The 26,083-nt window shown below is 65.2% G+C and carries 24 protein-coding genes; 16 read left to right on the top strand and 8 right to left on the bottom strand.

Annotation, left to right across the window (positions count from 1 at the left end):
* Positions 1-245 precede the first annotated feature (245 nt).
* From ACQP1T_RS29480 to ACQP1T_RS29470, 3 genes are all read left to right on the top strand, one after another.
* Positions 246-1,010, top strand: a complete 765-nt coding sequence (locus ACQP1T_RS29480; RefSeq protein WP_433756295.1) for an IclR family transcriptional regulator — start codon at positions 246-248, stop codon at positions 1,008-1,010.
* A gap of 29 nt (positions 1,011-1,039) precedes the next feature.
* The gene (gene glpK, locus ACQP1T_RS29475; RefSeq protein ID WP_433756294.1) at positions 1,040-2,545 is read left to right on the top strand and encodes a glycerol kinase GlpK; all 1,506 of its coding nucleotides are present in this window, start codon (positions 1,040-1,042) and stop codon (positions 2,543-2,545) included.
* A gap of 132 nt (positions 2,546-2,677) precedes the next feature.
* Entirely contained in the window at positions 2,678-3,925 is a 1,248-nt protein-coding gene (locus ACQP1T_RS29470; protein WP_433756293.1) for a vWA domain-containing protein, read from the top strand.
* A gap of 31 nt (positions 3,926-3,956) precedes the next feature.
* On the opposite strand, the gene ACQP1T_RS29465 is transcribed toward ACQP1T_RS29470, so the two are convergent.
* On the bottom strand, positions 3,957-4,232 hold the full coding sequence (locus ACQP1T_RS29465) for a hypothetical protein (protein WP_062992471.1): 276 nt from the start codon (positions 4,230-4,232) through the stop codon (positions 3,957-3,959).
* 171 nt (positions 4,233-4,403) lie between these two features.
* Between ACQP1T_RS29465 and ACQP1T_RS29460 the strand changes: the two genes are divergently transcribed.
* The 3 genes from ACQP1T_RS29460 to ACQP1T_RS29450 all read left to right on the top strand — a co-directional run bounded on the left by ACQP1T_RS29460 (position 4,404) and on the right by ACQP1T_RS29450 (position 6,983).
* Positions 4,404-4,685 (top strand): hypothetical protein, encoded by a 282-nt coding sequence (locus ACQP1T_RS29460; RefSeq protein ID WP_433756292.1) that lies wholly within the window; start codon positions 4,404-4,406, stop codon positions 4,683-4,685.
* Between the two features lie 113 nt (positions 4,686-4,798).
* A complete protein-coding gene (locus ACQP1T_RS29455) occupies positions 4,799-6,199 on the top strand; it encodes a DUF1254 domain-containing protein (RefSeq protein ID WP_433756291.1) in 1,401 nt (466 codons plus the stop codon).
* Between the two features lie 64 nt (positions 6,200-6,263).
* Entirely contained in the window at positions 6,264-6,983 is a 720-nt protein-coding gene (locus ACQP1T_RS29450; protein WP_433756290.1) for a hypothetical protein, read from the top strand.
* Between the two features lie 7 nt (positions 6,984-6,990).
* On the opposite strand, the gene ACQP1T_RS29445 is transcribed toward ACQP1T_RS29450, so the two are convergent.
* On the bottom strand, positions 6,991-7,434 hold the full coding sequence (locus ACQP1T_RS29445; RefSeq protein WP_433756289.1) for a group II truncated hemoglobin: 444 nt from the start codon (positions 7,432-7,434) through the stop codon (positions 6,991-6,993).
* A 306-nt stretch (positions 7,435-7,740) separates the two neighbouring features.
* Between ACQP1T_RS29445 and ACQP1T_RS29440 the strand changes: the two genes are divergently transcribed.
* Positions 7,741-8,970 (top strand): cytochrome P450, encoded by a 1,230-nt coding sequence (locus ACQP1T_RS29440; protein WP_433762416.1) that lies wholly within the window; start codon positions 7,741-7,743, stop codon positions 8,968-8,970.
* A gap of 8 nt (positions 8,971-8,978) precedes the next feature.
* Positions 8,979-9,704: a TetR/AcrR family transcriptional regulator gene (locus ACQP1T_RS29435; protein WP_433756288.1), complete on the top strand. Its 726-nt coding sequence runs from the start codon at positions 8,979-8,981 to the stop codon at positions 9,702-9,704.
* Here ACQP1T_RS29435 and ACQP1T_RS29430 read toward each other — a convergent pair.
* Positions 9,694-10,458 carry an SDR family oxidoreductase gene (locus tag ACQP1T_RS29430; RefSeq protein WP_433756287.1) on the bottom strand — a complete coding sequence of 255 codons (765 nt, stop codon included), beginning with the start codon at positions 10,456-10,458 and terminating at the stop codon, positions 9,694-9,696. The genes ACQP1T_RS29435 and ACQP1T_RS29430 overlap by 11 nt on opposite strands.
* A gap of 130 nt (positions 10,459-10,588) precedes the next feature.
* Positions 10,589-12,508, bottom strand: coding sequence for a TerD family protein (locus tag ACQP1T_RS29425; RefSeq protein WP_433756286.1), 1,920 nt, complete (start codon positions 12,506-12,508; stop codon positions 10,589-10,591).
* 148 nt (positions 12,509-12,656) lie between these two features.
* Here ACQP1T_RS29425 and ACQP1T_RS29420 point away from each other — a divergent pair, with 148 nt between their 5' ends.
* Positions 12,657-13,151, top strand: coding sequence for a hypothetical protein (locus ACQP1T_RS29420; RefSeq protein ID WP_433756285.1), 495 nt, complete (start codon positions 12,657-12,659; stop codon positions 13,149-13,151).
* A gap of 54 nt (positions 13,152-13,205) precedes the next feature.
* On the opposite strand, the gene pabB is transcribed toward ACQP1T_RS29420, so the two are convergent.
* The gene (gene pabB, locus ACQP1T_RS29415; RefSeq protein ID WP_433756284.1) at positions 13,206-15,290 is read right to left on the bottom strand and encodes an aminodeoxychorismate synthase component I; all 2,085 of its coding nucleotides are present in this window, start codon (positions 15,288-15,290) and stop codon (positions 13,206-13,208) included.
* 80 nt (positions 15,291-15,370) lie between these two features.
* Between pabB and ACQP1T_RS29410 the strand changes: the two genes are divergently transcribed.
* From ACQP1T_RS29410 to ACQP1T_RS29385, 6 genes are all read left to right on the top strand, one after another.
* The gene (locus tag ACQP1T_RS29410; RefSeq protein ID WP_433756283.1) at positions 15,371-16,420 is read left to right on the top strand and encodes a phosphotransferase family protein; all 1,050 of its coding nucleotides are present in this window, start codon (positions 15,371-15,373) and stop codon (positions 16,418-16,420) included.
* 76 nt (positions 16,421-16,496) lie between these two features.
* Positions 16,497-17,072 (top strand): DinB family protein, encoded by a 576-nt coding sequence (locus ACQP1T_RS29405; RefSeq protein ID WP_433756282.1) that lies wholly within the window; start codon positions 16,497-16,499, stop codon positions 17,070-17,072.
* A gap of 174 nt (positions 17,073-17,246) precedes the next feature.
* A complete protein-coding gene (locus ACQP1T_RS29400; protein WP_433756281.1) occupies positions 17,247-18,377 on the top strand; it encodes an NDMA-dependent alcohol dehydrogenase in 1,131 nt (376 codons plus the stop codon).
* 161 nt (positions 18,378-18,538) lie between these two features.
* The gene (locus ACQP1T_RS29395; protein ID WP_433756280.1) at positions 18,539-19,774 is read left to right on the top strand and encodes an RNA-guided endonuclease InsQ/TnpB family protein; all 1,236 of its coding nucleotides are present in this window, start codon (positions 18,539-18,541) and stop codon (positions 19,772-19,774) included.
* 107 nt (positions 19,775-19,881) lie between these two features.
* Positions 19,882-20,712, top strand: coding sequence for a serine hydrolase domain-containing protein (locus ACQP1T_RS29390; RefSeq protein WP_433756279.1), 831 nt, complete (start codon positions 19,882-19,884; stop codon positions 20,710-20,712).
* 120 nt (positions 20,713-20,832) lie between these two features.
* The gene (locus ACQP1T_RS29385; RefSeq protein ID WP_433756278.1) at positions 20,833-21,366 is read left to right on the top strand and encodes a DUF3145 domain-containing protein; all 534 of its coding nucleotides are present in this window, start codon (positions 20,833-20,835) and stop codon (positions 21,364-21,366) included.
* 83 nt (positions 21,367-21,449) lie between these two features.
* Here the strand turns inward: ACQP1T_RS29385 and xylA are convergent, their stop codons facing one another.
* From xylA to ACQP1T_RS29370, 3 genes are read right to left on the bottom strand one after another with little or no spacing between them, the layout of a single operon-like run.
* Positions 21,450-22,625, bottom strand: a complete 1,176-nt coding sequence (gene xylA / locus ACQP1T_RS29380) for a xylose isomerase (RefSeq protein WP_433756277.1) — start codon at positions 22,623-22,625, stop codon at positions 21,450-21,452.
* Positions 22,626-22,645: 20 nt separating this feature from the next.
* Positions 22,646-23,821 carry a 4-hydroxybenzoate 3-monooxygenase gene (locus tag ACQP1T_RS29375; RefSeq protein ID WP_433756276.1) on the bottom strand — a complete coding sequence of 392 codons (1,176 nt, stop codon included), beginning with the start codon at positions 23,819-23,821 and terminating at the stop codon, positions 22,646-22,648.
* On the bottom strand, positions 23,818-25,038 hold the full coding sequence (locus ACQP1T_RS29370) for an MFS transporter (RefSeq protein ID WP_433756275.1): 1,221 nt from the start codon (positions 25,036-25,038) through the stop codon (positions 23,818-23,820). The genes ACQP1T_RS29375 and ACQP1T_RS29370 overlap by 4 nt, the downstream gene beginning before the upstream one ends.
* Positions 25,039-25,162: 124 nt before the next feature.
* On the opposite strand from ACQP1T_RS29370, the gene ACQP1T_RS29365 reads away from it, so the two are divergent.
* Positions 25,163-26,083, top strand: a complete 921-nt coding sequence (locus ACQP1T_RS29365) for a LysR family transcriptional regulator (protein WP_433756274.1) — start codon at positions 25,163-25,165, stop codon at positions 26,081-26,083.

Raw genomic sequence — 26,083 nt, 5'->3', positions numbered from 1 at the left:
TCGCGACCACGCCGACATCGGACAGGAATCCTGTGTCGAGCGCCGCGTGTACGAATATCGCGCCGAAGTTCACCGTTGAGCCTCCGTCTGCAAAAGCCCGCCGCGGTTGCGGCCGCTGAGGCGACGTTACGACCGGATTGCCGGAACGGACATAGTGCGCGTTCGACAATGCCGAACGATCGTGATGGACGTCGCCGGTCCGTGGGTGTTCGACATTGTCGAATCATCGGGATAGGTTTCGGCGTATGCCCGGTCCGATCCAATCGATCGAACGAGCGGCGGCCGTTCTGCAGCTGCTCGCTCGGGGTTCCGGCCGTCTCGGCGTCGGCGAAATCGCGGGTGCGCTCGGGCTGGCCAAGCCGACCGCGCACGGCATCCTGCGCACATTGCAGGGCGTCGGGTTCGTCGAACAGGATCAGGCCAGCGGCAAGTACCAGCTCGGCGCGGCCGTACTGCATCTCGGGACGAGTTATCTCGACAACAACGAACTGCGCTCGCGGGCGATCAACTGGTCCGATGCGCTGGCCGCGCGGACCGGAGAGTCGGTGCGAATCGGTGCCGCGGCCGACGACAGCGTGGTGGTCGTGCACCACGTCTTCCGGCCGGACAACACCGAACAGGCGCTCGAGGTCGGTGAACTGCTACCGGCGCACGCGACCGCGCTCGGCAAGGTACTGCTCGCCTATGACGCCGAGCTCGCCGCCGCGGTCCGCGGTGCTGAATTGGCGCCGCTCACCCGGCGCACCATTGTCGATCGGGCGGCGCTCACCCGGGCGCTTGCCACGGTCCGGCAGACCGGATGGGCCGGGGAGACCGAGGAATTCCGGTCCGGGATGGCCGGTATAGCCGCGCCGATCCGGACACACGGCGGACTCGTGGTCGGTGCGATCGGGATCAGCGGCCCGGTCGATCGGCTCTGCGATCCGCAGCTACGGCACCGGCCGACGCTGGTCGGGCACGTCCGCGATGCCGCGCATGCGGTATCGCGGGACCTCGGTGCCGGACACTGAGCTTCGTCCAGTCCTACAGAAAGTGGCCGATGTCGCAACGCTATGTGCTGGCGATCGATCAGGGCACCACCTCCACCAGGTGCATCCTGTTCGATCAACGCGCCCGTCTGGTCGGCGTGGCACAGCGCGAACACCAGCAGCACTATCCGCGGCCCGGCTGGGTCGAGCAGGATGCGCTGGAGATCTGGCGCAATGTCGAGCGGATCGTGCCGCAGGCGTTGCGGGATTCCGGTATCGCCGCGGAACAGGTTGCGGCCCTCGGCATCGCGAATCAACGCGAGACCACGGTGGTGTGGGATCGCCGCACCGGTGTGCCGATCCGGCGGGCGATCGTCTGGCAGGACGTGCGCACCGACGAGTTGGTGCGCGAATTCGAAAGCAAGCCAGGTGCGGAACGGATTCGCGAACTGTGCGGCCTGCCGCTGGCCGGTTACTTCGCCGCGCCACGGTTGCGCTGGCTGCTGGATACCATTGCGGGACTGCGGGATCGGGCCGAGCGCGGGGAAGTGCTTTTCGGCACCATGGAGACCTGGCTGATCTGGAATCTGACCGGTGGGCCGGACGGCGGTGTGCATCGCACCGATGTCACCAATGCCAGCCGCACGCTGCTGATGAATATCGCATCTCTCGGCTGGGGTCGAGAACTGTTGGAGTTCTTCGGAATTCCGGCCGCGATGCTGCCGAGCATTCAGCCGTCCACCGCGTCCTATGGCACGACCAGTCGAGTGGTGCCCGGAATCCGGATCGCGGCCGCGCTCGGCGACCAGCACGCCGCACTCTTCGGCCAAACCTGTTTCGCGCGTGGGGAAACCAAATGCACCTACGGCACCGGTGGCTTCCTGATGATGAATACCGGGCGCGAGTTGGTGCAGTCCTCGCACGGTCTGCTCACCACCATCGGCTATCAGATCGAGTCCGAACCGGTGTACGCGCTGGAGGGGCCGATCGCGGTCACCGGCTCGCTGGTGCAGTGGGTGCGCGACAATATCGGTCTGGTGTCGAGTGCGCCCGAGATCGAAACGCTCGCTCGCACAGTCGAAGACAACGGCGGCTGCTATATCGTGCCCGCATTCTCCGGTCTCTACGCACCGCATTGGCGCAGTGACGCAAGGGGTCTCATCATCGGTCTGACCTCCTACATCAACAAGGGCCACCTCGCCCGCGCCGTCCTGGAGGCCACCGCATGGCAGACACGCGAAGTCGTCGACGCCATGAACGCCGACTCCGGTCTCCAGGCCCGCACCCTGCGCGTCGACGGCGGCATGACCTCCGACAACCTGCTCATGCAGATCGTCGCCGACGTCCTCGATATCCCCGTCATGCGCCCCTTCGTAGCCGAAACCGTCTCTCTCGGAGCCGCTTACGCCGCCGGACTAGCCGTCGGCTACTGGCCGGACCTCGAAGGCCTGCGCAACAATTGGCGGCTCGCCGGACAATGGCGGCCCCAAATGGACCCCACCCACCGCGAAGACGAGTACCACAACTGGAAACGCGCCGTAGCCCTGACCTTCGGCTGGTCGCGCTCGAAGCGATAAGTTGTGGTGATCTTTGCGGGGCTCGTCGGTGGCGGAGAGGGATCCAGATGATTGTGTCACGCGTTGTCGGCGTTGTGGTTGTCTTGTAACGACTCGGCGAAAAACCTGGATCGAATACGGCAAGGAGTCGCGATGGGTATCTCACTCGTCAAGGGGCAGAACGGTTCGCTCGCGGCATCGAATGTCGTTGTCTCGGTGCGGTCTATCGCCCCCGCCGATGTCTCGGCGCTATTGGTGACCGAAGCGGGACGCGTTCGCACCGACGCCGATTTCGTCTTCTTCAATCAGCCGCAGGCCCCCGGCGTCGAGCTGCGGTCGGGGACGCCTGCGGCGCTCGCCGTTTCCGCGGCTCATGTGCCCGCCGACATTGCCCAAATACGGGTGGTCATCACATTGGGCGAATCCGGGGCAACTTTCGGACAATTCGCGCCGCCGGTTGCCACCGTCGCAGACGCATCCGGGAATGTGCTCTACGAGTACGTGATCGATGGACTCGACAGCGAATCTGTCGTTATCGCATTGGAACTGTATCGGCGTAATTCCGAGTGGAAGGTCCGCGCGGTCGGACAGGGCTATGCGGGCGGATTCGCCGCGCTGGTCACCGACCATGGGGTGAGCGTCGACGACGAGCCCGCGCCCGCCAGCGCGCCAGAGGTCCGCACCGTACCCGGCGAAGCCGAACTTTCCTTCGAGAAGCGCGCCAAGCTAGACCTGCGCAAACGTGAGGTCGTCAAGGTGCTGATCAACAAGAACGCCTTCGGAATTCGCGCCCGCGTCATCCTGGTCATCGACAAAACCCTCAGTATGAGCGGGCAATACAGCAAACAGGTCGTGCATCGCGTTGTGCAGCGGATGATCCCGGTGGCCACCCAGCTCGACGAGGACGGCACGCTGGAGGCCTACCTCTACGCGCTGTCCTTCGCGAAACTGCCCGATATCACCGTCGAGCACGGCGAGGCATGGGCTCAGACCTTCTTGCATCTCACCGGCACTCACCAGGGCATCGACTACGCCAGGATCGGCGGCCGCAATGACGAACTGCCGATCATGCGCGACATCATCGCCTCGCTGCGACCCGGCGATGCGCCGACCCTGGTGCTGTTCTTCACCGACGGCGGCTTCGCGAAGAAGCGCGAAATCGCCGCACTCATGCGCGAAGCGTCCCGGCTGCCCGCCTTCTGGCAGTTCGTCGGCCTCGGCCGGGCCAACTACGGCCTGCTGCGCACCCTCGACGAAATGTCGGATCGCGTCGTGGACAACGCGGGCTTCTTCGCTCTCGACGACATCGATCAGGTGGACGACGCGCAGCTGTATGCCCGGCTACTGGGCGAATTCCCGGACTGGCTACGGGCGGCCGGGCAGGCGGGCATCCTGCGCTGAATCGTGCCGGTCCGCAGTCGAAGTCGCGGATTCAGCCGATGACGGCGTTCATGATGGTGCCCGCACTGGTGGCCACCACACCGCCGATCATGGCTCCGGCCACCATCTTCGGCGATTCCAGACCGCCGCCGGTCCACTTCTCCCAGGCGAAGCGGCCACCCGCGTAGATGATGGCGACTATGCCCGCGAGCAGCACGAACCAGGTGAAGTAGCGGACCAGTTGAAGAATCTTGTCGGACACCGGAGGGGCCTCAGGGGTGGGGTTGCCGATCTGCGCCCAGGTGTCGTAAACGGTGGCCAGGATCATCTCGTGTTGCTCATTCTGGATGCGGGACAAGGGGGTTAACTCGCTCCCCGCGATGGTATCGGTTTCTCGGCGACCATGCAGTCACGATCTTCGCCGCCTTGCGAGACCTCTCGTTGTGCGGATCATGGAGAGGGCGTGATAGTCGAGGAGTAGACGATGAACATCTATCTGATGTCGATCGGCGATGCCTATGCGACGTTGGCGCAGATTCAGAATCCGACGCCGCAAGCTCCGCCGCTATCGGACAAGCTGCTGCAGATGGTGCGCTATCTGACCTGGTTTGCCCTGCTGTCCGGAATAATCAGCATCATCTATGCGGGCGGCCGGTTCGCCTGGGAGAAATGGAGCGGCGGCCCGATGCAGTCGCCGAAGATGGTGGCCGGAGCCATGATCGGTGGTGTTGTCGCCACCAGTGCGGGCACTATTATGAATTCGATTCTCGGCACCGGCTGATCGCCGAAAACCCGGCCGCATCGCCGCTTGCCCGGTTTATGGCAAATATGTGGCTATACTCCGGCTGATCTCTCTCGAAGTTGTCCGACCTGATCGGGAAGTAGGGAGAAGGCATGAGTATGTCGCGGCGATCAATGCTGCTGGCCGGTGCCGTTACGGGCGCGGGCCTGGTCGCGTGCGGCAAATCGGCGGATTCCGGTAGCGCGGCGAGTTCCGGCAGTGTGCCGCCGAGTGATCCGCGTTCGGTCGCGACCGACGCCTATATTTATGGATTTCCGCTGGTGTTGATGGATGTCACGCTGCGGACGAATACCGCCGCCGTAGCCGCCAATCGGATGGCGGCCATCGGTGCGGTGAATCCCAGGCTGACCGCGGTCGTCATGCCGAATATCGACACTCTGTATGCCACAGCCTGGCTCGACCTCGGTGCCGAACCGGTGGTGCTGCAGGTTCCGGCAATGGACGGCGACCGGTACTGGATCATGCAGCTCCTGGACGCCTGGACCAACACCACGCACAGTCCGAGCAGCGTCGCACCGCAGCTGCCGCCCGGTCAGGATCCGCCGTACGGGTACGTGATCACCGGCCCCAATTGGTCTGGCGCGCTGCCGGATAACCTGACCAGACTGGCGATGCCCACCGACACCGCATGGCTGATCGGTCGCATCGAACTGCGCAATCAGGCCGACCTCGCCACCGCCCAGAGCCTGCAGCAGCAGGTGCAGCTCGCACCGCTGAGCGCCTGGCTGCGCGGTGAACGGCCGACCCCGGTGATCAATCCCGATATGTCCACCCCGATCTCGCCTCCGCAGCAGGTTGCCCGGATGGATGGGCGCACCTTCTTCGACCGGCTGTGCGCCCTCATGCTCACCAATCCGCCGGCCCCCGCCGATGCCCCAGCGCTGCAGCGTTTTTCGAAAATCGGCATCCGGCCGGGCGGCACCATCTACGGTACGTCGGTCGCCGATCTCGACGCGGCCGTTGCGGCGGGCCAGATGCGCATACCGGACTATGCCAACCCCAAGGCCAGACGTGAGAACGGATGGGGTTTCGCGACGAATCTCGGCACCTACGGCACCGACTACTCATTGCGTGCCTCGACCGCGTGGACCGCGCTCGGCGCGAATCTGCCCAAAGACGCCGTCTATCCGGAGATCAGCGCGAATGCGGGGGAGCAGGACGCGCCGCACAGCTACCGGCTGCACTTTCCGCCGGGCGAGACTCCACCCGCGCGGGCCTTCTGGTCGCTGACCGCCTATACCGCCGAACGTTATCTGGTGCCGAACCCGGCTGGCATCTACGCGATCGGTCATCAGCGTCCGGTCGTACCGCTGCCGGACGGCTCGGTGGAACTCGCCATCCAGGCCGCCGATCCGGGAAGTGATGTGCCATACGGTAATTGGCTGCCGATCCCGGAAACCGGCACCTTCCGGCTGGCGCTTCGCCTGTACGTGCCCGAGGAGCGCGCGCTCGATGGGCGCTGGCAACCCCCGAGTCTGAACCGAGTCGGGTGAAGGAGATTCGACGGGCATCGGCAACAGCCGGTCCTGACCGTAGTGCCGTAGGAGGCGAGAAACTATGGGCCGCTTGGCATTTCCGATCTCGGTCGCAGCGACGGCAATGCTGGTATTCGCCGCGCCGATTGCCGCCGCCGAGGTGGGCGATGAGGACGGTGTGCCGTCGCGAACTGCCTTCTCCTTCCGTTCGGTGATGCCTGGCGTCCAGTGGGGCACCAGCAACGAATATGAGATGCGCACCGGGTTGTCGCTGGTCAAGCTCTATATGGTCGACTACGCGCTGCATCGAGGGGACGGGTCGGCGACGGATCTGGCGTTGGCGGAGCGGATGATCCGCTATTCCGACGACTCCGCGGCCGATGAGCTCGGCGCGAAGTATCCGCAGGCGATCGATGCCATCGCGGCGGAGTACCGCCTGACCGCTACCAAATCGGGCCCTGCCTGGGGCATGTCGTACACCAGCACCGCGGATGTGGCCACCTTCCTGGCGACGAAGAAGCGCACCGAACCCGGTTCGCCGATCTTCGGCTGGATGGCCGCGGCGGGTGAGCAGGCGGCCGACGGCACCGCACAGGATTGGGGGACCGCGCGGCTGCCCGGCGTCGTTGGCAGCAAATGGGGCTGGTCCGACAGCGGACCTCTGGAGGTGGCCTCGGCATCGTTCGGCGAGAGTTTCGCGGTCGCGGCGCATACCCGCGGCACCCCCGAGGATCAGACGGCCGATGTCTCGGCCACCATGCCGTTTCTGATACTGGCCCTGGTCGCGCGCGTGGCGGGATAGACGGCGATCAGTCGTCGCCGTCCCAGGTCCAGTGCGGCACCGCGCGGATCAGGTGCAGTTCGTCGTCGGATTTGGCATGCGAATTCTGTTGTGCCACTCGGGCGCCGAATTCGGCATGCTCGCGCACCGCGTCCCGGAAGGCGGGATCGTCTGATAGGCCCGCCTCCTCGAACGCTTCCAGGTACAGCTCGGCGAAGCGTTCGCGCTGTTCGTCGGTGATTTCGAGGCCGCGGTGCACGGCGATGATGTACTCGAAGCCGAGGTCGCGGGTGAATCGGTCCGGGCCGCCGAAGGATTCGGCGGTGAACCAGGTGAGATGGTCGACGTGCGTCGGGCGGCGTTCGGTGAACTGGGTTTTCAGCACCGGATCGTCGAGGACCTTGTCGTAGAAGGCTTCTTCGACGCGATGCAATGCTTCGTCGCCACCGGCGTGCTCGTACAGGCTGGGCATGGGGACCTCCGAACAGTGACCTGTTGGGTCCCATTACAGGCTGGTTCACCCGGTCGCGTCCACAGTTTCGCGACAAGCGATCAACCTGGCAATTTATAGCCGTCAGCTATCTAGGGCGAGCGACCGTGCCGCTATCGCAACTGGAGTAAACGGCGTTTACTAAACGCTATTCACAAAATCGAGGATGTGTGGTTTCATCGGCTTGTCCACATAGTTCTTACCCGCCCCGCCGGCTCCGCCGGCTGCCATCCCCCAGTGTCGTGAGGTCTGCAGCCCAAGTCAGACCGGTAGGAGATAGCCGTGACCGTGACCACGCCATCGATTCCCGCGGGATTCGACTTCACCGACCCAGATCTGCTCTCCGCCCGCCTGCCCATCCAGGAATTCGCCGAGCTGCGCCGGACCGCCCCGGTCTGGTGGTGCGCGCAGTCCGGGCGGGCCAGCGGCTTCGATGACGGCGGCTACTGGGTCATCTCCAAGCTCGACCACATCAAGGAGATCTCGAAGAATCCGGAAGTGTTCTCCTCGCACGAGAACACCGCGATCATCCGGTTCAACGAGGAAACCACCCGCGAGCAGATCGACCTGCTCGGCAATATGCTGCTGCTCAATCAGGATCCGCCCCAGCACACCAAGACCCGTCGCATCATCTCCAAGGGCTTCACTCCGCGCGCGGTGGAGAGCCTGCGCGCGGCGCTCACCGAGCGCGCGGCCCGAATCGTGCACGAGGCCAAGCAGACCGGTCGCGGCGACTTCGTCGAACAGGTCGCCTGCGAACTGCCGCTGCAGGCCATCGCCGAACTGATCGGGGTGCCGCAGGACGACCGCAAGAAGCTGTTCGACTGGACCAACCAGATGATCTCCTACGACGATCCGGAATTCGACGGCAATCACCACGCCGCCACCGCCGAGGTCATGGGCTACGCCTGGAATATGGCCGAGGAGCGGCGCAAATGCCCGGCCGACGACATTGTCACCCAATTGATCAATGCCGACATCAACGGTGAGAACCTTGGCTCGGACGAGTTCGCGTTCTTCGTGATCCTGCTGTCGGTCGCGGGCAATGAGACCACCCGCAATTCGATCACCCACGGCATGAAGGCCTTCGTCGACAATCCGGACCAGTGGGAGCTCTACAAGGAGCAGCGGCCGCGCACCGCGCCCGATGAGATCGTGCGTTGGGCCACCCCGGTGACCGCATTCCAGCGCACCGCCACTCAGGACACCGAGGTCGGCGGCCAAGAGATCAAGAAGGGCCAGCGCCTCGGGCTGTTCTACAGCTCGGCCAATTTCGACGAGGACGGATTCGAGGATCCGTTCACCTTCAATGTGCTGCGCAACCCCAACCCGCACGTCGGCTTCGGCGGCACCGGCACGCACTACTGCGTCGGCGCCAACCTGGCCCGGCTGCAGATCGATCTGATGTTCAACGCCATCGCCGATGTGATGCCGAACCTGCGTCAGGTCGCCGATCCGGTGCGGCTGCGCTCGGGTTGGTTGAACGGCATCAAGCGCTGGGAAGTCGAATACGCTTGAATTCCTTTGTGAACGTTCCCAAGCCGCGGGGGCGGGCGCCGGTGGTTTCGGATGCGGATATCCGCCGGGTGGCTCGCGCACTGCTGGTCGAGCACGGTCCCGATGCGGTCACGCTGCGGGCGATCGCGCGTGAACTCGGCATTACCGCGCCCGCGCTGTATCGGTATTACAACTCGCGTGAGGACCTGTTGGAGAGTCTGCGCCTGGAGTTCTGTGCGGACCTCGCCGCCGAGCTGTCCGAGCAGATCGCCACGCTGCCCGATGACGGCGCGGTGCAATTCTTCGCCATCTGCAAGGGATTTCGGCGCTGGGCGCTGGCGCACACCAGGGAATTCACCCTGGTGTTCGCCTCGCCCGGCGCGGGCCGCGCGCGCATGCTGCGCCGATTCGACGAACCGTTCGGACGGATCTTCCTCGCGGCCGCCGGTCGGCTGCTGGCCACCTACGATGTCGTTACCCCACCGACCGATGTGATTCCGGCGGAGCTGCGCGATGACCTCGTGCTGTTCCAAACCGAGCTGCTGGCAGCGCTTTCGGAGTCCGGGCAGAAATTTCCGGCCGAAAAGCTCGACCTCGGCGTGACATATCTGATGATCCAGATCTGGGCCCGGCTCTACGGGCACGTCACGCTCGAGGTATTCGGGAATTATCCGATCCCGCTGTCGAATCCGGAGATTCTGTTCGATGCGATGCTGGCCGATCTGGGGCGCACGGCCGGGTTGATCAGCGAGTGAGTCGGCGGGACAGCCATTCGGCGTAACCGATGCCGATTGCATCGCCGTTTCCGTCCAGGCAGAGCGCGCCGGACCGTAGGGCACGCCCCGCGCGGCCCGGAATGGGTACCGGGAGTGGCAGCACCTTGCGGCCGGTGTGTGCGCGGTAGATATCGGCCAGTTCGGTGAGGGTGTGCACGGTCGGTCCGGCGATATCCGGGATGCGTCCGGCCGGGCCGTTGTCCACCGTGTCGGCGAGTCTTGTCGCGACGGCGTCGACATCGATCGGCTGTATCTTCGCCGACGAGCGCGGTGCGAGCCGCCAGCGTGCCGATGCGGCGAGGATTTCGGTCACGAGTTCGTGGAATTGACTGGCGCGCAATAGCGTCCAGGGGATCTCGCCGGTGCTGACCACCTGCTCCTGTTCCACCTTCGCGCGGTAATACCCGAAGGGGACGAGATCGCAACCGACGATGGAGATTTCGACGTGGTGGCCGATACCCGCCTGCTTTTCGGCGGCCAGTAGTCGGCGCACGCCGTCCACCATGACCGATCGGGTCCGGCTGCGGGCGCTGACCGCGTCGACGACGGTGTCGCAACCGTCGAGTGCGGATTCCAGACCGGAGCCGGTGGCCAGATCCGCGGACCGATGCTCCTGAGTTCGATCCGCGGGGGCGGTTCGGCTCACCACCCGGACCTGATGTCCGCGTGCGTTCAGCTCTCGTACCACCGAGGCCCCCAGGACCCCGGTTCCACCGATTACCGCTACCTGCATTGATCCTCCCAAACGGCGCTGTTCGGTATTGGACGCTACGGTGACATGACGGACCGCTCAACGTGCTTCATCGCATATGCATTGTTCGCCACATCGGTATTCCGGTGTGTGATTGTGTGCGGTATCCGCCTCAGATCCGCGCGCCCTTGGCGCGATTGCAGGCGCGGCAGAGGATCTGCAGATTGGTCGCACTCGTCGCGCCACCTCGGCTCAGCGGAATGATGTGGTCGAATTCGAGATAGTGGCCGTCGCCGCATTCGACACACTTACCGCCGTCACGTTGCCACACCTCGGCCTTGACCTCCTGCGGAATGCTGCGCGTGTCGCGCTGGCCGGGCGTGAGCACCAGGCGTTTGGCGACCCGCAGCGCCCCTTCCAGCGCGGCCGCGACGTAATCGGGATCCTCGACATCGAAGGTGGCCCCACCACGGGACGAGGTCGCCGCGACGACCACCGAACGCTGCTCTACATGCACCGAAACCACCCTGTTCCACGGCAATTCGGTGCCGGTGTCGGTACCGACGAACCGCAGCTTCTTATTGCTGGCGATCAGCCTGCCGTCGGTGAGTTTCGGCCCCCTGGCGAGCTGGCGGACGTGCACGGCGGGCAGATCGACGTGCACCTTCTCCTCCGGATCCAGGTGCAGCCCTGGCGTCCGCACCACCGGCAGATCCCCGCCGCGCAACCGCGACAGGGTGCGGCCGCGATACATTCGCCTGCGCAGATCCTCGACCAGCGGTCCGCTGAGCGCCAATTCTTCGATCGCGTACTCGAACGCCTCGAACTCGGTCTGCTCGATCTCGCCATCCGCGAACGCGAAGGTGACCAGCCGCTCGACATAGGTCAGCGCCACATCCCGCAGCGCTGCCCGGCCCAGCCCCTCGTCGATTCGCTGATACCGCAGCGACGCCCACAGCGCGTCCCACTCCGCACCCCGCGGCCCGGCCGCGGTCAGCGCGCGCCAGGCCTGGGTATGCCAGTGCGTCAGGAATTCCTCGATCTCGTGCTCGCAGCTCTGACACGGTGCGAGACCACCGAACAGCTTGCGGCGCCGGAGATTTCCGCACCGTGCGCAGCCGCGCGGGCCGGGCGGTCGCTGTTCGTAGGTGGCACCGGTCCATTCGGCCCCATCCCACCATCGCAGCCGTGCGGGGTTCTCGGGGTCCGAATGCCAGTCCGCGCGTTCGGGATTCGGCGGTGCTGGTGTCGGCGGTTCGACCTCGTGCCGCTGGCGCTGAAGGTCCACGGGCCTGCCGGGCCGCGGTCGAGCAGGTCGTTCGTCGGCCGAGTCGGCTCGGTCCCGGGGGCCTCTCGCGGCGGTGAGGTGCCAAGCCTGATCCGCGCGGTTTGTGCCGAGGGTCCGTGGTCGGACCGGTGCATCGGGCCGATCGTGCTGTTCGGTCGGGTCCGCGTGGGTGCCGTCCTGGTTCCACGGCGCACTGTCGAGCTGCCTGGGACCGGCCAGCGCAGTGCCGGTCGAGATACGTTGCTGCACTGGGTAAGTGGGTGTCCGGTCCGCGTGCGAGCGATCGGGTGTCGGTTCGGCGGGGTCTTCGATGGTGACGCCGAATTCGGTGACGAGGCCGGGGAGCCCGCTGGCCCAACCCTGGCCGATCGCGCGGAAGCGCCACTGGCCGTCGCGGCGGTAGAACTCGCCGAACATCATCGCGGAGACCGCATCGGAATCGGTGATCTCGAACTGGGCGATCGGCCCATGCGCGGCCTCGATGGTGAGGGTCAGATCCGTGATATCGCCGAAGGTGCCGTCGTCGACCGATCCGGCGACCACGATCCGCGCCACATCCGGTTCGGTGCGCGGTAGCGACACACTCAGCCGCGCCGTGCCGGGTGCCGGTTCTTGATCGAGCGTCACCGCCTGCGACACATGTCGTGGTGCATTGAAGAACACCAGATCCCGATCGGTGCGCACCGTCCCGGCCTGCGCCAGCAACAACGCATGCGCATCCACCGCATGCCCCGACCGCCATGAAACAACCACGGCAAGAAGGGAAGTCGGCACTGCCGCATTGGCCCCTTTACTGAGTTTCATCGTGCTCGAACTATGCCACGAACCACCGACACGCCGACGCCGGCGGTCCATATCTTCGGCGGTGCGAGCGAGTGCTCGCGGACGCGACACAAACTGATCGGTCGGGGATATCCGGCCTCGCGGGCTATGGGTGCGGCAGAGTGAAGGGATGACTACCCCGAAGGGAGGGGGCCGGAAGGCCTCGACTCCGAAGGTGCCGGGTGGGCGAGTGCCGAGTCCCGGCGATGTTCTGGCGGCCGCGCAATCGGCGGTCGAGGCGGCACAGTCGGCTGCGAGTCAAGTATTGGATGCCGCACAACTCACGGCTGGTCAGGCCTTCGATGCGGCGGTGCGCCTGCCGCCGGCCTCGGCGCAGCTCGCGGCGCAGCTGCCGGATCTGATCGAGAGACTCTCGATCGCCATCGACCGGCTCAACTCCACCGTCGACCGCATGGACCGCACCCTGGCACTGGCGGATCCGGCCTTCGCCGCCTACGACCGACTGCTGCCCCGCCTGGAGGCAATGATCGGCTTGGGTGAAGACCTGTTCAACGCCCTCGCCAAACTCCCTGGCGTCTCTCTCCTCGGCCGACTTACCGGCAAACCCGCCGAACCTCCGCCGCCGCCACCCGAGCCCCCGAAGCGCACCCGCCGACGCAAATAGCGGCACTTTGTGCGGGCTCCCGAGGGGTGCGAATTCGAGCGGTTGGGCGGGCGCTCAGTGGGCTGCGGCGCGGTGGGTGGCGGCGGCCTTGAGCAGGGTTTCGTGGTACTCGTCCTCGGGATCGGAGTCGAGGACGATGGCACCGCCCGCACCGATGCGCCAGCGGCCGTCGTGGCGAACCGCAGTGCGGATGACGATATTGAGGTCGGCGGTGCCCGACAGCCCGAGGAAGCCGATGGTGCCCGAATAGATGCCGCGCGCTTCGGTTTCCAGTTCGTCGATGATCTCCATGGTCCGCAACTTGGGCGCTCCGGTCATCGAGCCGCCCGGGAAACACGCACGCAGACAATCGATCACATCGACGTTCGGCCGCAGTGTGCCGCGCACGGTGGAAACCAATTGGTGCATGGTCGAATACGTCTCGGTGGCCATCAATTTCGGCACGTGCACACTGCCGACCTGACAGACCCGGCCCAGGTCATTGCGCAACAGGTCGACGATCATCAGATTCTCGGCCCTGGTCTTGGGACTGTCGGCCAGTTCGCGCCGCAGCCGCTCATCCTCGGCGGCGGTGGTCCCACGCGGCGCGGTGCCCTTGATCGGCTTGCTCTCCACGGTGCGGGCACGGTCCACCTTGAGGAAGCGTTCCGGTGACGAGCAGGCGATTTCGAGATCGTCGAAGCGCAGATACGCCGCATAGGGTGCGGGATTGCAGCGGCGCAGCGTGCGGTAGAAATCGAGCCCGTCCGATTCGGCGGCCACCATGGACGCGGTGTCGGTTATGCAGATCTCGTAGGACTCGCCCGCATGCAGCCGCTCCTGGCAGACGGCGATATCGGCGAGATACCGCTCCCGACCGCGGGTGAACAGCGGTCCGACGGCCGCGGTATCGGAGCACACCTCGAGCGTCGGCGGATTCGCCCATGTCGGTAGGGATTCCAGTATCTCGTGGGTGTCACGCAACCAATCCGCGCCCGCCCGAAGGGCTTCCGGCGTTGGATCGGTGAGTGCGAGCAGATGGGTGCGCCCGCCGACATGGTCCACGACCACGATCCGATCGGCGAAGATCCACTGCGCATCCGGTGTCGAGGCGCGATGCACGGCATTCCCGCCACAATCGGCCTTCACCTCATAGCCCAGGTAGCCGACGTAACCACACGCGAAATCGAAAGGCAGATCGGGTAATTCGGTATGTCTCAGATGTAGCTGTCCGGCGAGATAGTCGAGAATTCCGCCGGGCACGGTCCGCCGGTTACCGTCCGAGGATTCGACCGTCACCGCGTCCTCGCCGACCCGGTAGCGGATCACCTCGGCCAGCGGCCCGCTGGCATCGCCGAGAAAGGAGAACCGATCCAGTCCCGGTTCGACATGTTCGCTGTCGAGCCAGAATGCGGTGGGGGAGTTGCCATATAGGCGCAGGAACGCGGCCTCGGTATCGATCGCCCGCTCGATCACCGAATGCCGCAGCTGCCAGGAGCGCCGGGATTCGCGGAACTCGTGTCTACCCGTCAGCGGCTCGGCATTCTCGAAGGGCGCGATAATGCTGGACCGAATTCGCTGGCCCGCAGTGAGTTTCGCGAAATTGCCGAGCAGTGCCGCACCGTACTCGCTGGCAATCGATTCGGGATGGAACTGCACCCCCCACTGCGGTCTGCTCCGGTGTCGCACGCCCATGATCACCCCATCCGCCGCGACGGCGGTGATGTCGAGACTGTCCGGCAGCGGCCGCTGCGCGCACAGCGAGTGGTATCGCACCGCGGTGAAACCCTCGGGCAGCCCGGCGAACAGTTCGTCGCCGTCGTGCTCGATGTGGTCGAGATAGCCGTGCCGCGCGACGGGCGCGGTCGTCACGATGCCGCCCGCCGCGACGACGATGGCCTGATGTCCGAGACAGACGCCGAGCAGCGGCAGTTCGGTCTCGCGGATCACCGCGGCCGAGATACCGATATCCCGGCCCACATCCGGGCGACCCGGCCCGGGGGAGATGACCACATTGTCGAAGCGCTCCAGCCGCAGCCGCGCGATATCGTCGACCTCGTCATTGCGCACGACCGTGGGTTCTTCCCCGTTCACCTCGCTGATCAGCTGATACAGGTTGTAGGTGAACGAGTCGTAATTGTCGATCAAGAGCGTGCGCATCGTGCCCCGAACCCTACGCCGCGCCGGTCGAAGCAAACTGTGGTCATGTGCCTTCAGTTAGGTTCGTCGCGTGGTGCACAATGTGGGACATGTCAGAGGTGGATCGTGAGCTAGTCGACTTCGCCGTCGTCGGCAAATGGATGGACGAGCAGGGGCTGCCTGCCGGTGAGTTCGAGGATGTGACCGCGCTTGGCGGCGGCACTCAGAACATCATGCTGCGCTTCGCGCGCGGCGGCCAGGACTATGTGCTGCGCCGCGGTCCGAAACACCTGCGCGCCAAGAGCAATGAGGTGATCCGTCGCGAGGCGCGGCTGCTCGGCGCGCTCGACGGAACCGGCGTACGCGCGCCGAAGGTGATCGCCGCCTGCCCGGACGAATCCGTCCTCGGCGCGGTGTTCTATCTGATGGAACCCATTACCGGATTCAACCCGCAGAACGAATTGCCCGAGTTGCACGCGGGAGATCCGGAGATCCGGCGGCAGATGGGGCTTTCCGCGGTGGAGGCCATCGCCCGCCTCGGCTCGCTCGACTATCAGGCGCTCGGACTCCGGGACTACGGCAAGCCGGACGGCTTTCTGGAGCGGCAGGTGCCGCGCTGGCTCGGTGAGCTCGAGTCCTATTCGGCCAATGCGGGATATCCGGGCCCGGAGATTCCCGGTGTGCAGCAGGTCGGGGAGTGGCTGGATCGGAATCGGCCCGCACAGTGGACACCCGGCATCCTGCACGGTGACTGTCACCTGGCCAACATGATGTTCTCCTACGACGGCCCGGAAGTCGCCGCGATGGTGGACTGGGAGATGTCGACCATCGGCGACCCGCTGCTCGATCTCGGCTGGCAGATCGCGACGCGTCCGGAGCCGGGGACGACGGGCGCGGCGTTGATCGGCAAGCTCGGCGCGGTCGGCGGTCTGCCGACGCCGCAGGAGATGATCGAGCACTACGGCAAGTTCTCCGGTCGCGACCTGAGCAATGTCACCTGGTACACGGTGCTCGCCTGCTTCAAGCTGGGAATTGTGCTGGAGGGCACACATGCTCGCGCATTCGCCGGGAAAGCCCCGAAGCAGGTCGGTGACTTCCTGCATGCCATCACACTCGAACTCTTCGAGCGGGCACATCGTCTGATGGCGTGAAGCGCCTGTCGGGATCTTGCCGATAGCTGGCTGAATATCTATCGCTGAAGATATTCAGCCAATCTAAGGTAGCCGCATGCCAATCGTTCCCGACGTCAAGAACTGGACCTGGGTCCTCGAACGACCGTGTTCCGAATGCGGATTCGATCCGGAGTCGATCACCTATGCGGCGGTGCCCACCCTGGCCCGCGAATACGCGGGCCGCTTGGCGGCAACGCTCGGGCGTACCGACGCCGCCGTCCGGCCGGACGACTCCACTTGGTCGGCGCTGGAATATGCCGCCCACGTTCGCGATGTCTGCCGGATCTTCACCTACCGCGTGGCCGTCGCGGCTCGCACCGATGCGGTGGATCCGAAGGTGCCCGGGTTCGACGCGCAAGGCCTCGAGGCCGCCGACGGCGTCCCGGTGTTCTCCAACTGGGATCAGGACGTCACCGCCATCGCCGATCAATACGACAAGCAGGATCCGCGAAAGGTCGCCGCGGAGCTGACCGACGCGGCCGAGGCCGTCGCGAACGCCTTCGCGTCGGTCCCCGCAGCCGCCCTCGGCAACCATGCGCGGCGCAGCGACGGCTCGGTCTTCACGCTCGAATCCCTGGCCGCCTACTTCCTGCACGACGTAATCCACCATGTGCACGACGTGCGCGGCTGAAGTCGGGCAATATCGGATTCGATCGGGTTCGCATTGGGGTCGAACTGGAACTCGTTCGGGGGTTCGGTCAATCCGTGTCGACGAATTTTCGATCCAGTACTAGAACGCGTTCCAGTTTTCTCGTAGTGTGGGTGCAGTCACATAGAAGCCCGTGCATGCGAGAGGTCGACACGAATGAAGACGAAAGGCGCGATCCTGTGGGGGACCGACCAGCCCTGGTCGGTCGAGGAGATCGAGGTCGGCGATCCGGTATCCGGTGAGGTTCAGATCCGGATGGAAACCGCCGGTATGTGCCACTCGGACCACCACATCGTCACCGGTGCGACGCCGATGCCCGCATTCCCGGTGATGGGCGGGCACGAGGGCGCGGGCGTCATCACCAAGCTCGGGCCGAACTGCCCCGCCGATCTGCAGGTCGGCGACCACGTGATCCTGTCGTTCATCCCGGCCTGCGGTCGCTGTCCGGCGTGTGTGAGCGGCAATATGGCGCTGTGCGATCTGGGCGCGGGCCTGCTGATGGGCCAGGCCATCAGCGATGGCACCTACCGCATCCAGGCGCGCGGTGAGAACGTCATCCCGATGTGCCTGCTCGGCACGTTCGCGCCGTATATGACGGTGCACCACACCTCGGTGGTCAAGATCGACCCGAGCATTCCGTTCGAGGTCGCCTGCCTCGTCGGCTGCGGCGTCCCCACCGGCTTCGGCTCCTCCACTCACGTCGCCCAGGTCGCGCCCGGCGAGACCGTGGTGATCGCGGGCATCGGCGGTGTGGGCATGAGCGCGCTGCAAGGCGCGGTGCTCTCCGGCGCGTCCAAAGTCGTTGCCATCGACCCGAATCCGTGGAAGCGCGAGCAGGCGCAGAAGTTCGGTGCGACGCACACCTACGAGAGCATGGCCGCCGCCATCATGCCGCTGATGGAGGCCACCGAGGGCCGGATGGCGCAGAAGGTCATCCTGACCATGGGTGAGATGCACGGCGAATACATCGAAGAGGGCCTCATCCTCACCGCCAAGGCGGGCACCCTGGTCGTCACCTCCATGGGCCGGATGGACGAGAACGATGTCAAGCTGAACAGCTTCCTGCTGTCCATGCTGCAGAAGACGGTCAAGGGCTGCATCTTCGGTGGTGGCAACGCCCGCCAGGATGCGCCGCACCTGCTGTCGCTGTACAAGTCGGGCCAGCTGAACCTCGACGATATGGTCACCCGTCAGTACTCCCTGGAGCAGATCAACGAGGGCTACCAGGACATGTTGGACGGCAAGAACATTCGCGGCATCATCAGGTACACCGAGGCCGACTGGTAAGCCGTCGGGTCACCGCTCGGCGAGCTACGGAATCGGCTTGCCGAGCGGAATTTCGGTGGGGCAGCGCGGTAGCGAGGAACGTGCCAACTCTGCGCTCGATACGGCAGTAGACCTGCCCGAACTCAATCGATTTCACAAACTAACGTATTAACGTGTGAGACATGGCCGGTACGCATGTGAAGCGGGCGTACAAGTATCGCTTCTACCCCACCGAACAACAAAAGCGGGAACTTGCGCGCACGTTCGGGTGCGTCCGTGTGGTCTACAACAAGGCCCTGGAAGCTCGCACCGCCGCGTGGTACACCGAGCAGCGGCGGGTGAACTACAACGACACTTCCGCGATGCTCACCGCGTGGAAGAAAACCGACGAGTTCGCGTTCCTATGCGACGTATCGTGCGTGCCATTGCAGCAAACACTGCGCCACCTCCAAGGAGCGTTCGCGAACTTCTTCGACAAGCGAGCGCGCTATCCGCGGTTCAAGTCGAAGAAGAAGTCCCGCGCTTCCGCCGAGTACACGAGGTCGGCGTTCCGGTACCGCGATGGGCGGCTGACCTTGGCCAAGATGGCCGAACCACTGGATATCGCATGGTCGCGTCCCTTGCCGGATGGCGCGGAACCGTCCACGGTTACAGTGTCGCGGGATGCTGCGGGTCGCTGGTTCGTGTCGCTGCTGGTGGAAACCGGCATCGCGCATCACTCCCCGACGTCGAGTGCGGTCGGGGTCGATGCGGGGATCACGTCGTTGCTGACGTTGTCTACCGGGGAGAAGATCGCCAACCCGAAATATCAGCAGCGCGAACACGTTCGGCTGGTGAAGGCCCAGCGGTCTCTGGCTCGGAAGGCGAAGAAATCAGCTAACCAGGACAAGGCTCGCCGGCGGGTTGCGCGTGTCTACGCGCGCATCGCTGATCGCCGTCGAGACCATCTGCACAAAGTGACTACTCGGCTCGTTCGTGAGAACCAAACGATCGTGATCGAGGACCTCAATGTCGCAGGGATGCTGCGGAACCGGAGTGTGGCGCGTGCGATCTCCGACGCCTCGTGGTCGCAGTTCCGGTCCATGCTGGAGTACAAGGCCCGCTGGTACGGACGTGAGGTGATCGCTGTCGATCGCTGGTGCCCGTCGAGTAAGACCTGCTCGGTGTGCGGACTGCTGCTCGACAGCCTGCCGTTGCACGTACGGGAATGGATATGCCGCTGCGGTGCGACCCATGACCGGGACGTGAACGCGGCGAATAACATTCTGGCCGCCGGGCTGGCGGTGACGGCCTGCGGAGGCGGTGTAAGACCAACCCGACGAACGTCGGTGCGGCTGTCGCCTGTGAAACAGGAAGCCCAACCTGTGAAGGTTGGAGTTCCCGCCTCTTGGTTTGGGAATGAAGCCAAGATCAGTTGATGGTACCCCGGGGCTGCCGGCCCGGCCGGGGGCGCGGCATCGTCTACCGCCTTTCCCGCGAGGACGGTGCGGGCGCGTCGGAAACCGGCGTCTCGTACGCTCGTTTCGTGCGTGCATTCGAGCAGATCAAGGACTGGCCGGTTCGGCATGCGGCGGCGGGTGTCGTCACCCGGGACGGGGCGCGGACGGCGGGTGATACCGAGCGCGTGTTCCCGCTCGCTTCGGTGACCAAGCCGCTGGTCGCCTACGCGGTACTCGTCGCGGTGGAGGAGGGCGCGATCGAACTCGATCAGCCCGCCGGACCGCCGGGAGCTACCGTCCGGCATCTGCTCGCGCACACTTCCGGCATCGCCTTCGACACCACCGAGGTGATCGCCGCGCCGGGCACCCGACGCATCTACTCCAGCGCCGGATTCGAAATTCTCGCGGCCTTCGTCGCGGAACAGACCGGGATCGCGTTCCCGGAGTACCTGCGCGAGGCCGTATTCGAGCCGCTCGGCATGACGGCCTCGGTGCTGGCCGGTGCGGCCGGACATGCGGGCCGGTCCACCGCGGCCGATCTGATGCGCTTCGGTGCGGAACTGCTGGATCCCCAACTGATTTCGACGCAGACCCACGCCCAGGCGACCACGGTCGAGTTTCCCGGACTCAACGGTGTGCTGCCGGGTTACGGATCGCAGCGTCCCAACGACTGGGGACTCGGATTCGAGATTCGCGACGGGAAATCACCGCACTGGACCGGCGGATCGAATTCCGCAGGTACCTATGGCCATTTCGGGCAGTCCGGCACATTTCTGTGGGTCGATCCCGAATTAGGGGTGGCGAGTGTCGCTTTGAGCGACGAGAATTTCGGCGACTGGGCACGGGAGGCTTGGCCCGTCTTTTCCGATGCGGTGATCGCCGAGGTGATCCTCGCCAGGAACTCGGTTCCGAAGTAACAGCTCGGACACGCCTCCGAAGTAACATGTGTAACTCGGGGCACTCCAGTACACTCGGGCAACGCCAGTACGACGGATCGTTGGGGAAGACGTTTCTCGTCGAAGCTGGAGGTGTCAGTGGTGCGCGCATCGAGTCAGTTCGCCGACGCGACGGCGGGTGTGGTCTACATCCACTCATCGCCAGCTGCGCTGTGCCCACATATCGAATGGGCACTCACCTCGGCCCTCGGCTCGCCCGCGAAATTGCGCTGGACCGCGCAACCCGCCGACGGACAGCTGCGGGCGACCACCGACTGGATCGGCCCGGTCGGCACCGCATCGCGAATTGCCCAATCCTTGCGGTCCTGGCCGGTGCTGCGCTTCGAGGTCACCGAGGACCCCAGCGACGGCGTCGACGGCGAGCGCTACAGCTTCGTCCCGACCCTCGGACTATGGCACGGCTCCACCTCCGCCAACGGCGATGTCACCATCGGCGAAATGCGCCTGCGCGCCATGCTGCAAGCCAACAGTGAACTCGGCAACTACACCGGCTACGACCTGGCGACCGAACTCGATCGTGCGCTTGGCACCCCCTGGGACGAAGACCTGGAGATCTACCGCCACGGCACCGAATCCGGCGCCGAGGTCACCTGGCTGCGCCGCGACGTCGGCTGATCGCGCCGTCAGCACGAGAATGCGCTGGTGCAGCGGTCTCTCGACGTTTGCCGCCACAGACGCATTCTCGGCTGTCGCGCGTCTCAGGCGAGTAGGTGTTCGAGGGCTAGTTGCTGGAGTCGGACGAAGCCGAAGTCTCGTTCGGCGGCCTTGTCGGGGTCGAAGTCGTCGTCACGTAGGAATGCTTCGATCGACTCGCCGTTGTCGAGGGTGGGTTGTGCCAGGTCGAGGACCCCGGAGTAGGTCATCGCCTCCTGGACGCGGGAATCGGCGCGGAAGGCGCGTGCCTTGTCGGCGAGCATCAGATAGGTCGCCATACAGGCCTTGGCCGATTCCCATACGCCGGTGAGGTGTTCGGTGCGCGATGGCTTGTAGTCGAAGTGCCGTGGTCCGGTATAGCGCGGGCCGTCCGGGTAGCCAGGGAAACCGTTTTCCAGCAGGTCGACGGTGAAGAATGCGGACATCAGGTCGCCATGTCCGAAGACCAGGTCTTGGTCGTATTTGAGACCGCGTTGGCCGTTGAGGTCGATGTGGAACAGCTTGCCGCTCCACAATGCCTGGCCGAGGGCGTGCGTGTAGTTGAGGTTGGCCATCTGTTCGTGGCCGGTTTCCGGATTGAGGCCGACGATATCGCCGTGCTCCAATTCGGCGATGAGCGCGAGTGCGTGGCCGACGGTGGGCAGGAAGATATCGCCGCGCGGCTCATTTGGCTTGGGCTCCAACGCGATTCGCAGGTCGTACCCCTGCGACTTGATGTATGCGGCGACCGTATCCAAACCCTCCTTATAGCGCTCGAAGGCGGCGAAGATGTCCTTGGATCCGTCGTACTCGCTGCCCTCGCGGCCGCCCCACATCACGAAGGTGGTGGCGCCGACCTGCGCGGCCAGATCCACCGCGCGCAGGATTTTGCGCAGACCGAAGCGGCGGATGGAGCGGTCGTTGGCGGTCAGCCCGCCGTCTTTGAAGACCGGATGGGTGAAGGTGTTGGTGGTGACCATTTCGATGGTGAGACCGCTGCGATCGGTCGCGTCTTTGAGGCGCGCGAGGTTGCGCTCTTTGGTGGCGTCGTCGGCATCGAACGGGAATACATCGTTGTCGTGGAAGGTGATTCCCCAGACGCCGAGTTCGGCCAGGCGTTCGGCGTACTCCCACGGTGCGAGTGTCGGTCGGGTCGGCAGGCCGAAGGGATCGGTACCCGTCCAGCCGACCGTCCACAGGCCGAAGGAGAATTTGTCGTCGGTGGTGGGTTGACGGGTCACGCGATGCCTCCCAGATGTGTCTACGACGGGGCCCGACATCCGGTGTACCCCTCGGCGAAGTATGCCGCGCCGCGCCGTGATCCGGTGAGCATTGCGAGTTCCCCGTGCTGGCGCTCGATGTCGAAGAGGGAGGCGCCGTCGATCGAGTGCAGCAGGGTCGTCGCCCAATAGGAGAAGTGCTGTGCCTGCCACACTCGGTCGAGTGCGCGATCGGTGTACTGCCGCAACGATTCCTCGCCACCTCCGGCGAAGTAGTCGACGAGGACTTCATGCAGTACCCGCACGTCCGCGAGTGCGAGATTCAGGCCCTTCGCGCCGGTCGGTGGGACGGTATGGGCGGCATCGCCTGCCAGCAGGAGTCTGCCGTGGCGCATCGGCGCGGTGACGAATGAGCGGAACGGCAGCACCGTCTTCGCGCTGATCGGTCCCTCGTGCAGCGCGAAGCCGTTGCCGTTGACGCGGCGGCGCATTTCGGCCCAGATCCGCTCGTCATCCCAGTCTTCGGGGCGCTCGGTGGGCGCGCATTGGAAATACATGCGCTGCATCGTCGACGTGCGCTGGCTGACCAGAGCGAAGCCGTGTTCGGAGCGCGCGTAGATCAGCTCCGGATGTGACTGCGGCGCTTCGGTGAGGAAGCCGAACCAGGCGAAGGGATATTCGCGAAACCATTCGGTGCGCAGACCATCCGGAAAGGCATGACGGCAGATCGAGCGTGAACCGTCGGCACCCACGATCAGATCGGCCGCCAACCGGGCCGGGCGGCCGTCCGCCTCGATGAATGTCACCACCGGCGGATCGAGGGAAACCGCGGTATCCCGGACGCCGTAGCGGACGTCACCGCCGTCGGTCTTACGGCGGTCGGCGAGGTCGATGAACACCTCGGTCTGTGGATACAGCCACACCGATTCGCCGACCAGTTCCCGGAAATCGATCCGATGGTTGTCACCGTCGAAGCGCAGCACCACACCGTCGTGCCGGTCGCCTTCGGTGAGTACGCGATCGGAGACGCCGGAATCCACCAGCATGCGAACCGAACCCGCCTCGAGGATGCCCGCGCGAATGGTGGTCGCGATCTCCTCGTGTGTGCGGATATCGATGACGACCGAGTCGATCCCGCTGCGATGCAACAGATGTGACAGCAGCAGACCCGCCGGACCCGCGCCGACAATGGCGACCTGCGTGCGCGTATTCCTCATAGCGCGAACCCCTTCGAAGTGTCGAGGGTGGCGGGTGCTGCCGATCGAATGCTCAGCCGGGTTACCGTCGTCATCGCGAGCATGCCGACGCCCGCCACCGCGGCGAAAAAGTAGAAGCCCCATGGGTATGCGGATCCGGCGACGATGAGCCATCCGGTGATGGTCGGACCGAAGATCGCGCCTAGCCGACCCACACCCGAGGTGATGCCGAGGGCGGTGGCTCGCACCTCGGCCGGATATGCCTGCGTGACATAGGCATAGATGAGCACCTGGGCCGAGAATACGAAGATGCCGGTGACCAGTACCAGCGCATCGAGCAGCACGGTGCTGGAAACCTTGATACTCAGTAGCGCCAGCAGCACTGCGGCGGCCGAGAACCAAACGAGGACAATCGGTTTCGTGCCGCGGCGGTCGGCGAGTGTCCCGGCGACGAGCAGCCCGATGACCGCGCCGACATTCAGCATCAGCAACAGCGTCAGCGAGGTCGACATGTTGTATCCGGCGTCATGCATCAGCTTCGGCAGCCAGGTGTTGAGTCCGTAGACCAGCAGCAGGCCCATGAACGAACCGACCCACACCCCGAGCGTCGTGCGCAGATAGCGCGGTGCCAGCAGGACAGTCGGCCGTACCGGTTCGGGCGCGGCCTTGGCGGCCAGATACGCCTCGGATTCGGGCAGTTTCGCCCAGATCAGCGGCAGCAGCAGGAATCCGGCGAAGCCGCCGAGGTAGAACAGCGGCTGCCAGTGCGGAACGAGTTGTAGCGCGATGAGCGAGCTGATCACCGCGCCGGTGTGATAGCCGGTCATGGTGATGGTGCTGGCGAACGCGCGGCGGGCGGCGGGGACCTGCTCGGCCATGAAGGTCAGCGCGGTCGGCAGACAGGCACCGAGCCCGATCCCGGCCAACAGGCGGAACAGGCCGAAAACGGTGACCGATCCGGCCGCCGGGACGGCCGCGGTGAACGCCGAGAACAAGGCGATCGAGGCGAGCAGGACCTTGCGGCGCCCGTACCGGTCGGCCAGCGGTCCGCCCGCCGCGCCGATGGCGACACCCACCAGTGAGATCGTCGCGACGAAAGTCGCTCCGGCCGCGGTGAATCCGATGTGGTGCTGCTCGATCAGGGTGGGGATGACGGCGCCGAGCACGACCAGGTCGTAGCCCTCCAGCAGGACGATGAGCCAGCACAGCGCGGCGGGCCACGACGACAGCTTGTTCATGATGATTCGTTTCTGCAGATTCGGGCCGGTCATAGCGGGCCCTGATTGTGATGGCTCTCACGCTAAAATGACCGGCAATCAGAAATCCAATTGATATTTTTCGCGTTTCACATAGAGGAGATCTATGGCAGCCGAGTTCGATCTGAACCTGGTGCGCACCTTCGTGCTGCTGTACGAGACCAGGAGTGTCACGGCCGCCGCCGACCTACTCGGAGTTACCCAGCCGACGGTCAGCTATGGGCTCGGCAAGTTGCGGCGGCGGCTGGGTGATGAGCTGTTCGTGCGCGGTCCGGGTGGTCTGGTACCGACCGCGGAGGCCGAGCGGTTGTATCCGCCGCTGCGCGCGGCCGTCGCGGGAGTCGATGAAACACTCGGTGCCGCAACCGAATTCGATCCGACCCGGCCGGCCCGCTTCGCGCTCGGACTCTCCGACCTCGGTGAGGTGACAGTGCTGCCGCTGGTGCTCGCCGAATTGGCGGTACGGGCACCACAGGTGACGCTGCAGGTCGAGGCATTCGATGTCGATACCGCGACCGATCGGCTGGCCCGCGGCGAGGTCGACGTGGTCGTGGCCAGTCCGTTACTCGACGCAACTCGGCTGACTCGGACGCCACTGTTCACTGAGGGCTATGCCGGGCTGGTCGCGATGCAACACCCTCGACTGCGCGGTGCTTCCGCCACTCGAACCGAACTGGATCGTGAGCGGCATATCGTCGTCGAGGGCGTGACGGGCCACCCCGGTCCACGCAAGGCGCTGCGCGAGCATCACCTCGAAGATCGCGTCGCCGTGCGCGTCACTCGATTCGCCACCCTGCCCTATGTGGTGCAGGACAGTGAGCTGGTCGCCATCGTGCCCGAACGGGTGGCGCACGCGTTGGCACGCACCCATCCGGTGCGCGTATTCACCCTCCCGTGGCCCATCGAGCCGGTGGAGGTGGCGGCCTATACCCGGCGTGCACCTGGTCGGGCGGCGGCTCAGGGTTGGTTCCTGGAGGTGGTTCGGGCGGCGCTGGCGAATCTGGCGTCGGTCAGCCCAGCCGGGTAG

It is taken from the genome of Nocardia sp. CA-135398 (genome assembly GCF_050955845.1).
Classification (GTDB): Bacteria; Actinomycetota; Actinomycetes; order Mycobacteriales; family Mycobacteriaceae; genus Nocardia.
This window is presented reverse-complemented; position numbering and strand designations above follow the sequence as displayed.

Coding starts and splice junctions, on each gene's coding strand:
- ACQP1T_RS29480 (WP_433756295.1), top strand. CDS start 246: ATGCCCGGTCCGATCCAATCGATCGAACGAGCGGCGGCCGTTCTGCAG.
- glpK (WP_433756294.1), top strand. CDS start 1,040: ATGTCGCAACGCTATGTGCTGGCGATCGATCAGGGCACCACCTCCACC.
- ACQP1T_RS29470 (WP_433756293.1), top strand. CDS start 2,678: ATGGGTATCTCACTCGTCAAGGGGCAGAACGGTTCGCTCGCGGCATCG.
- ACQP1T_RS29465 (WP_062992471.1), bottom strand. CDS start 4,232: ATGATCCTGGCCACCGTTTACGACACCTGGGCGCAGATCGGCAACCCC.
- ACQP1T_RS29460 (WP_433756292.1), top strand. CDS start 4,404: ATGTCGATCGGCGATGCCTATGCGACGTTGGCGCAGATTCAGAATCCG.
- ACQP1T_RS29455 (WP_433756291.1), top strand. CDS start 4,799: ATGAGTATGTCGCGGCGATCAATGCTGCTGGCCGGTGCCGTTACGGGC.
- ACQP1T_RS29450 (WP_433756290.1), top strand. CDS start 6,264: ATGGGCCGCTTGGCATTTCCGATCTCGGTCGCAGCGACGGCAATGCTG.
- ACQP1T_RS29445 (WP_433756289.1), bottom strand. CDS start 7,434: ATGCCCAGCCTGTACGAGCACGCCGGTGGCGACGAAGCATTGCATCGC.
- ACQP1T_RS29430 (WP_433756287.1), bottom strand. CDS start 10,458: ATGCAGGTAGCGGTAATCGGTGGAACCGGGGTCCTGGGGGCCTCGGTG.
- ACQP1T_RS29425 (WP_433756286.1), bottom strand. CDS start 12,508: ATGAAACTCAGTAAAGGGGCCAATGCGGCAGTGCCGACTTCCCTTCTT.
- ACQP1T_RS29420 (WP_433756285.1), top strand. CDS start 12,657: ATGACTACCCCGAAGGGAGGGGGCCGGAAGGCCTCGACTCCGAAGGTG.
- pabB (WP_433756284.1), bottom strand. CDS start 15,290: ATGCGCACGCTCTTGATCGACAATTACGACTCGTTCACCTACAACCTG.
- ACQP1T_RS29410 (WP_433756283.1), top strand. CDS start 15,371: ATGTGGGACATGTCAGAGGTGGATCGTGAGCTAGTCGACTTCGCCGTC.
- ACQP1T_RS29405 (WP_433756282.1), top strand. CDS start 16,497: ATGCCAATCGTTCCCGACGTCAAGAACTGGACCTGGGTCCTCGAACGA.
- ACQP1T_RS29400 (WP_433756281.1), top strand. CDS start 17,247: ATGAAGACGAAAGGCGCGATCCTGTGGGGGACCGACCAGCCCTGGTCG.
- ACQP1T_RS29395 (WP_433756280.1), top strand. CDS start 18,539: ATGGCCGGTACGCATGTGAAGCGGGCGTACAAGTATCGCTTCTACCCC.
- ACQP1T_RS29375 (WP_433756276.1), bottom strand. CDS start 23,821: ATGAGGAATACGCGCACGCAGGTCGCCATTGTCGGCGCGGGTCCGGCG.
- ACQP1T_RS29370 (WP_433756275.1), bottom strand. CDS start 25,038: ATGAACAAGCTGTCGTCGTGGCCCGCCGCGCTGTGCTGGCTCATCGTC.
- ACQP1T_RS29365 (WP_433756274.1), top strand. CDS start 25,163: ATGGCAGCCGAGTTCGATCTGAACCTGGTGCGCACCTTCGTGCTGCTG.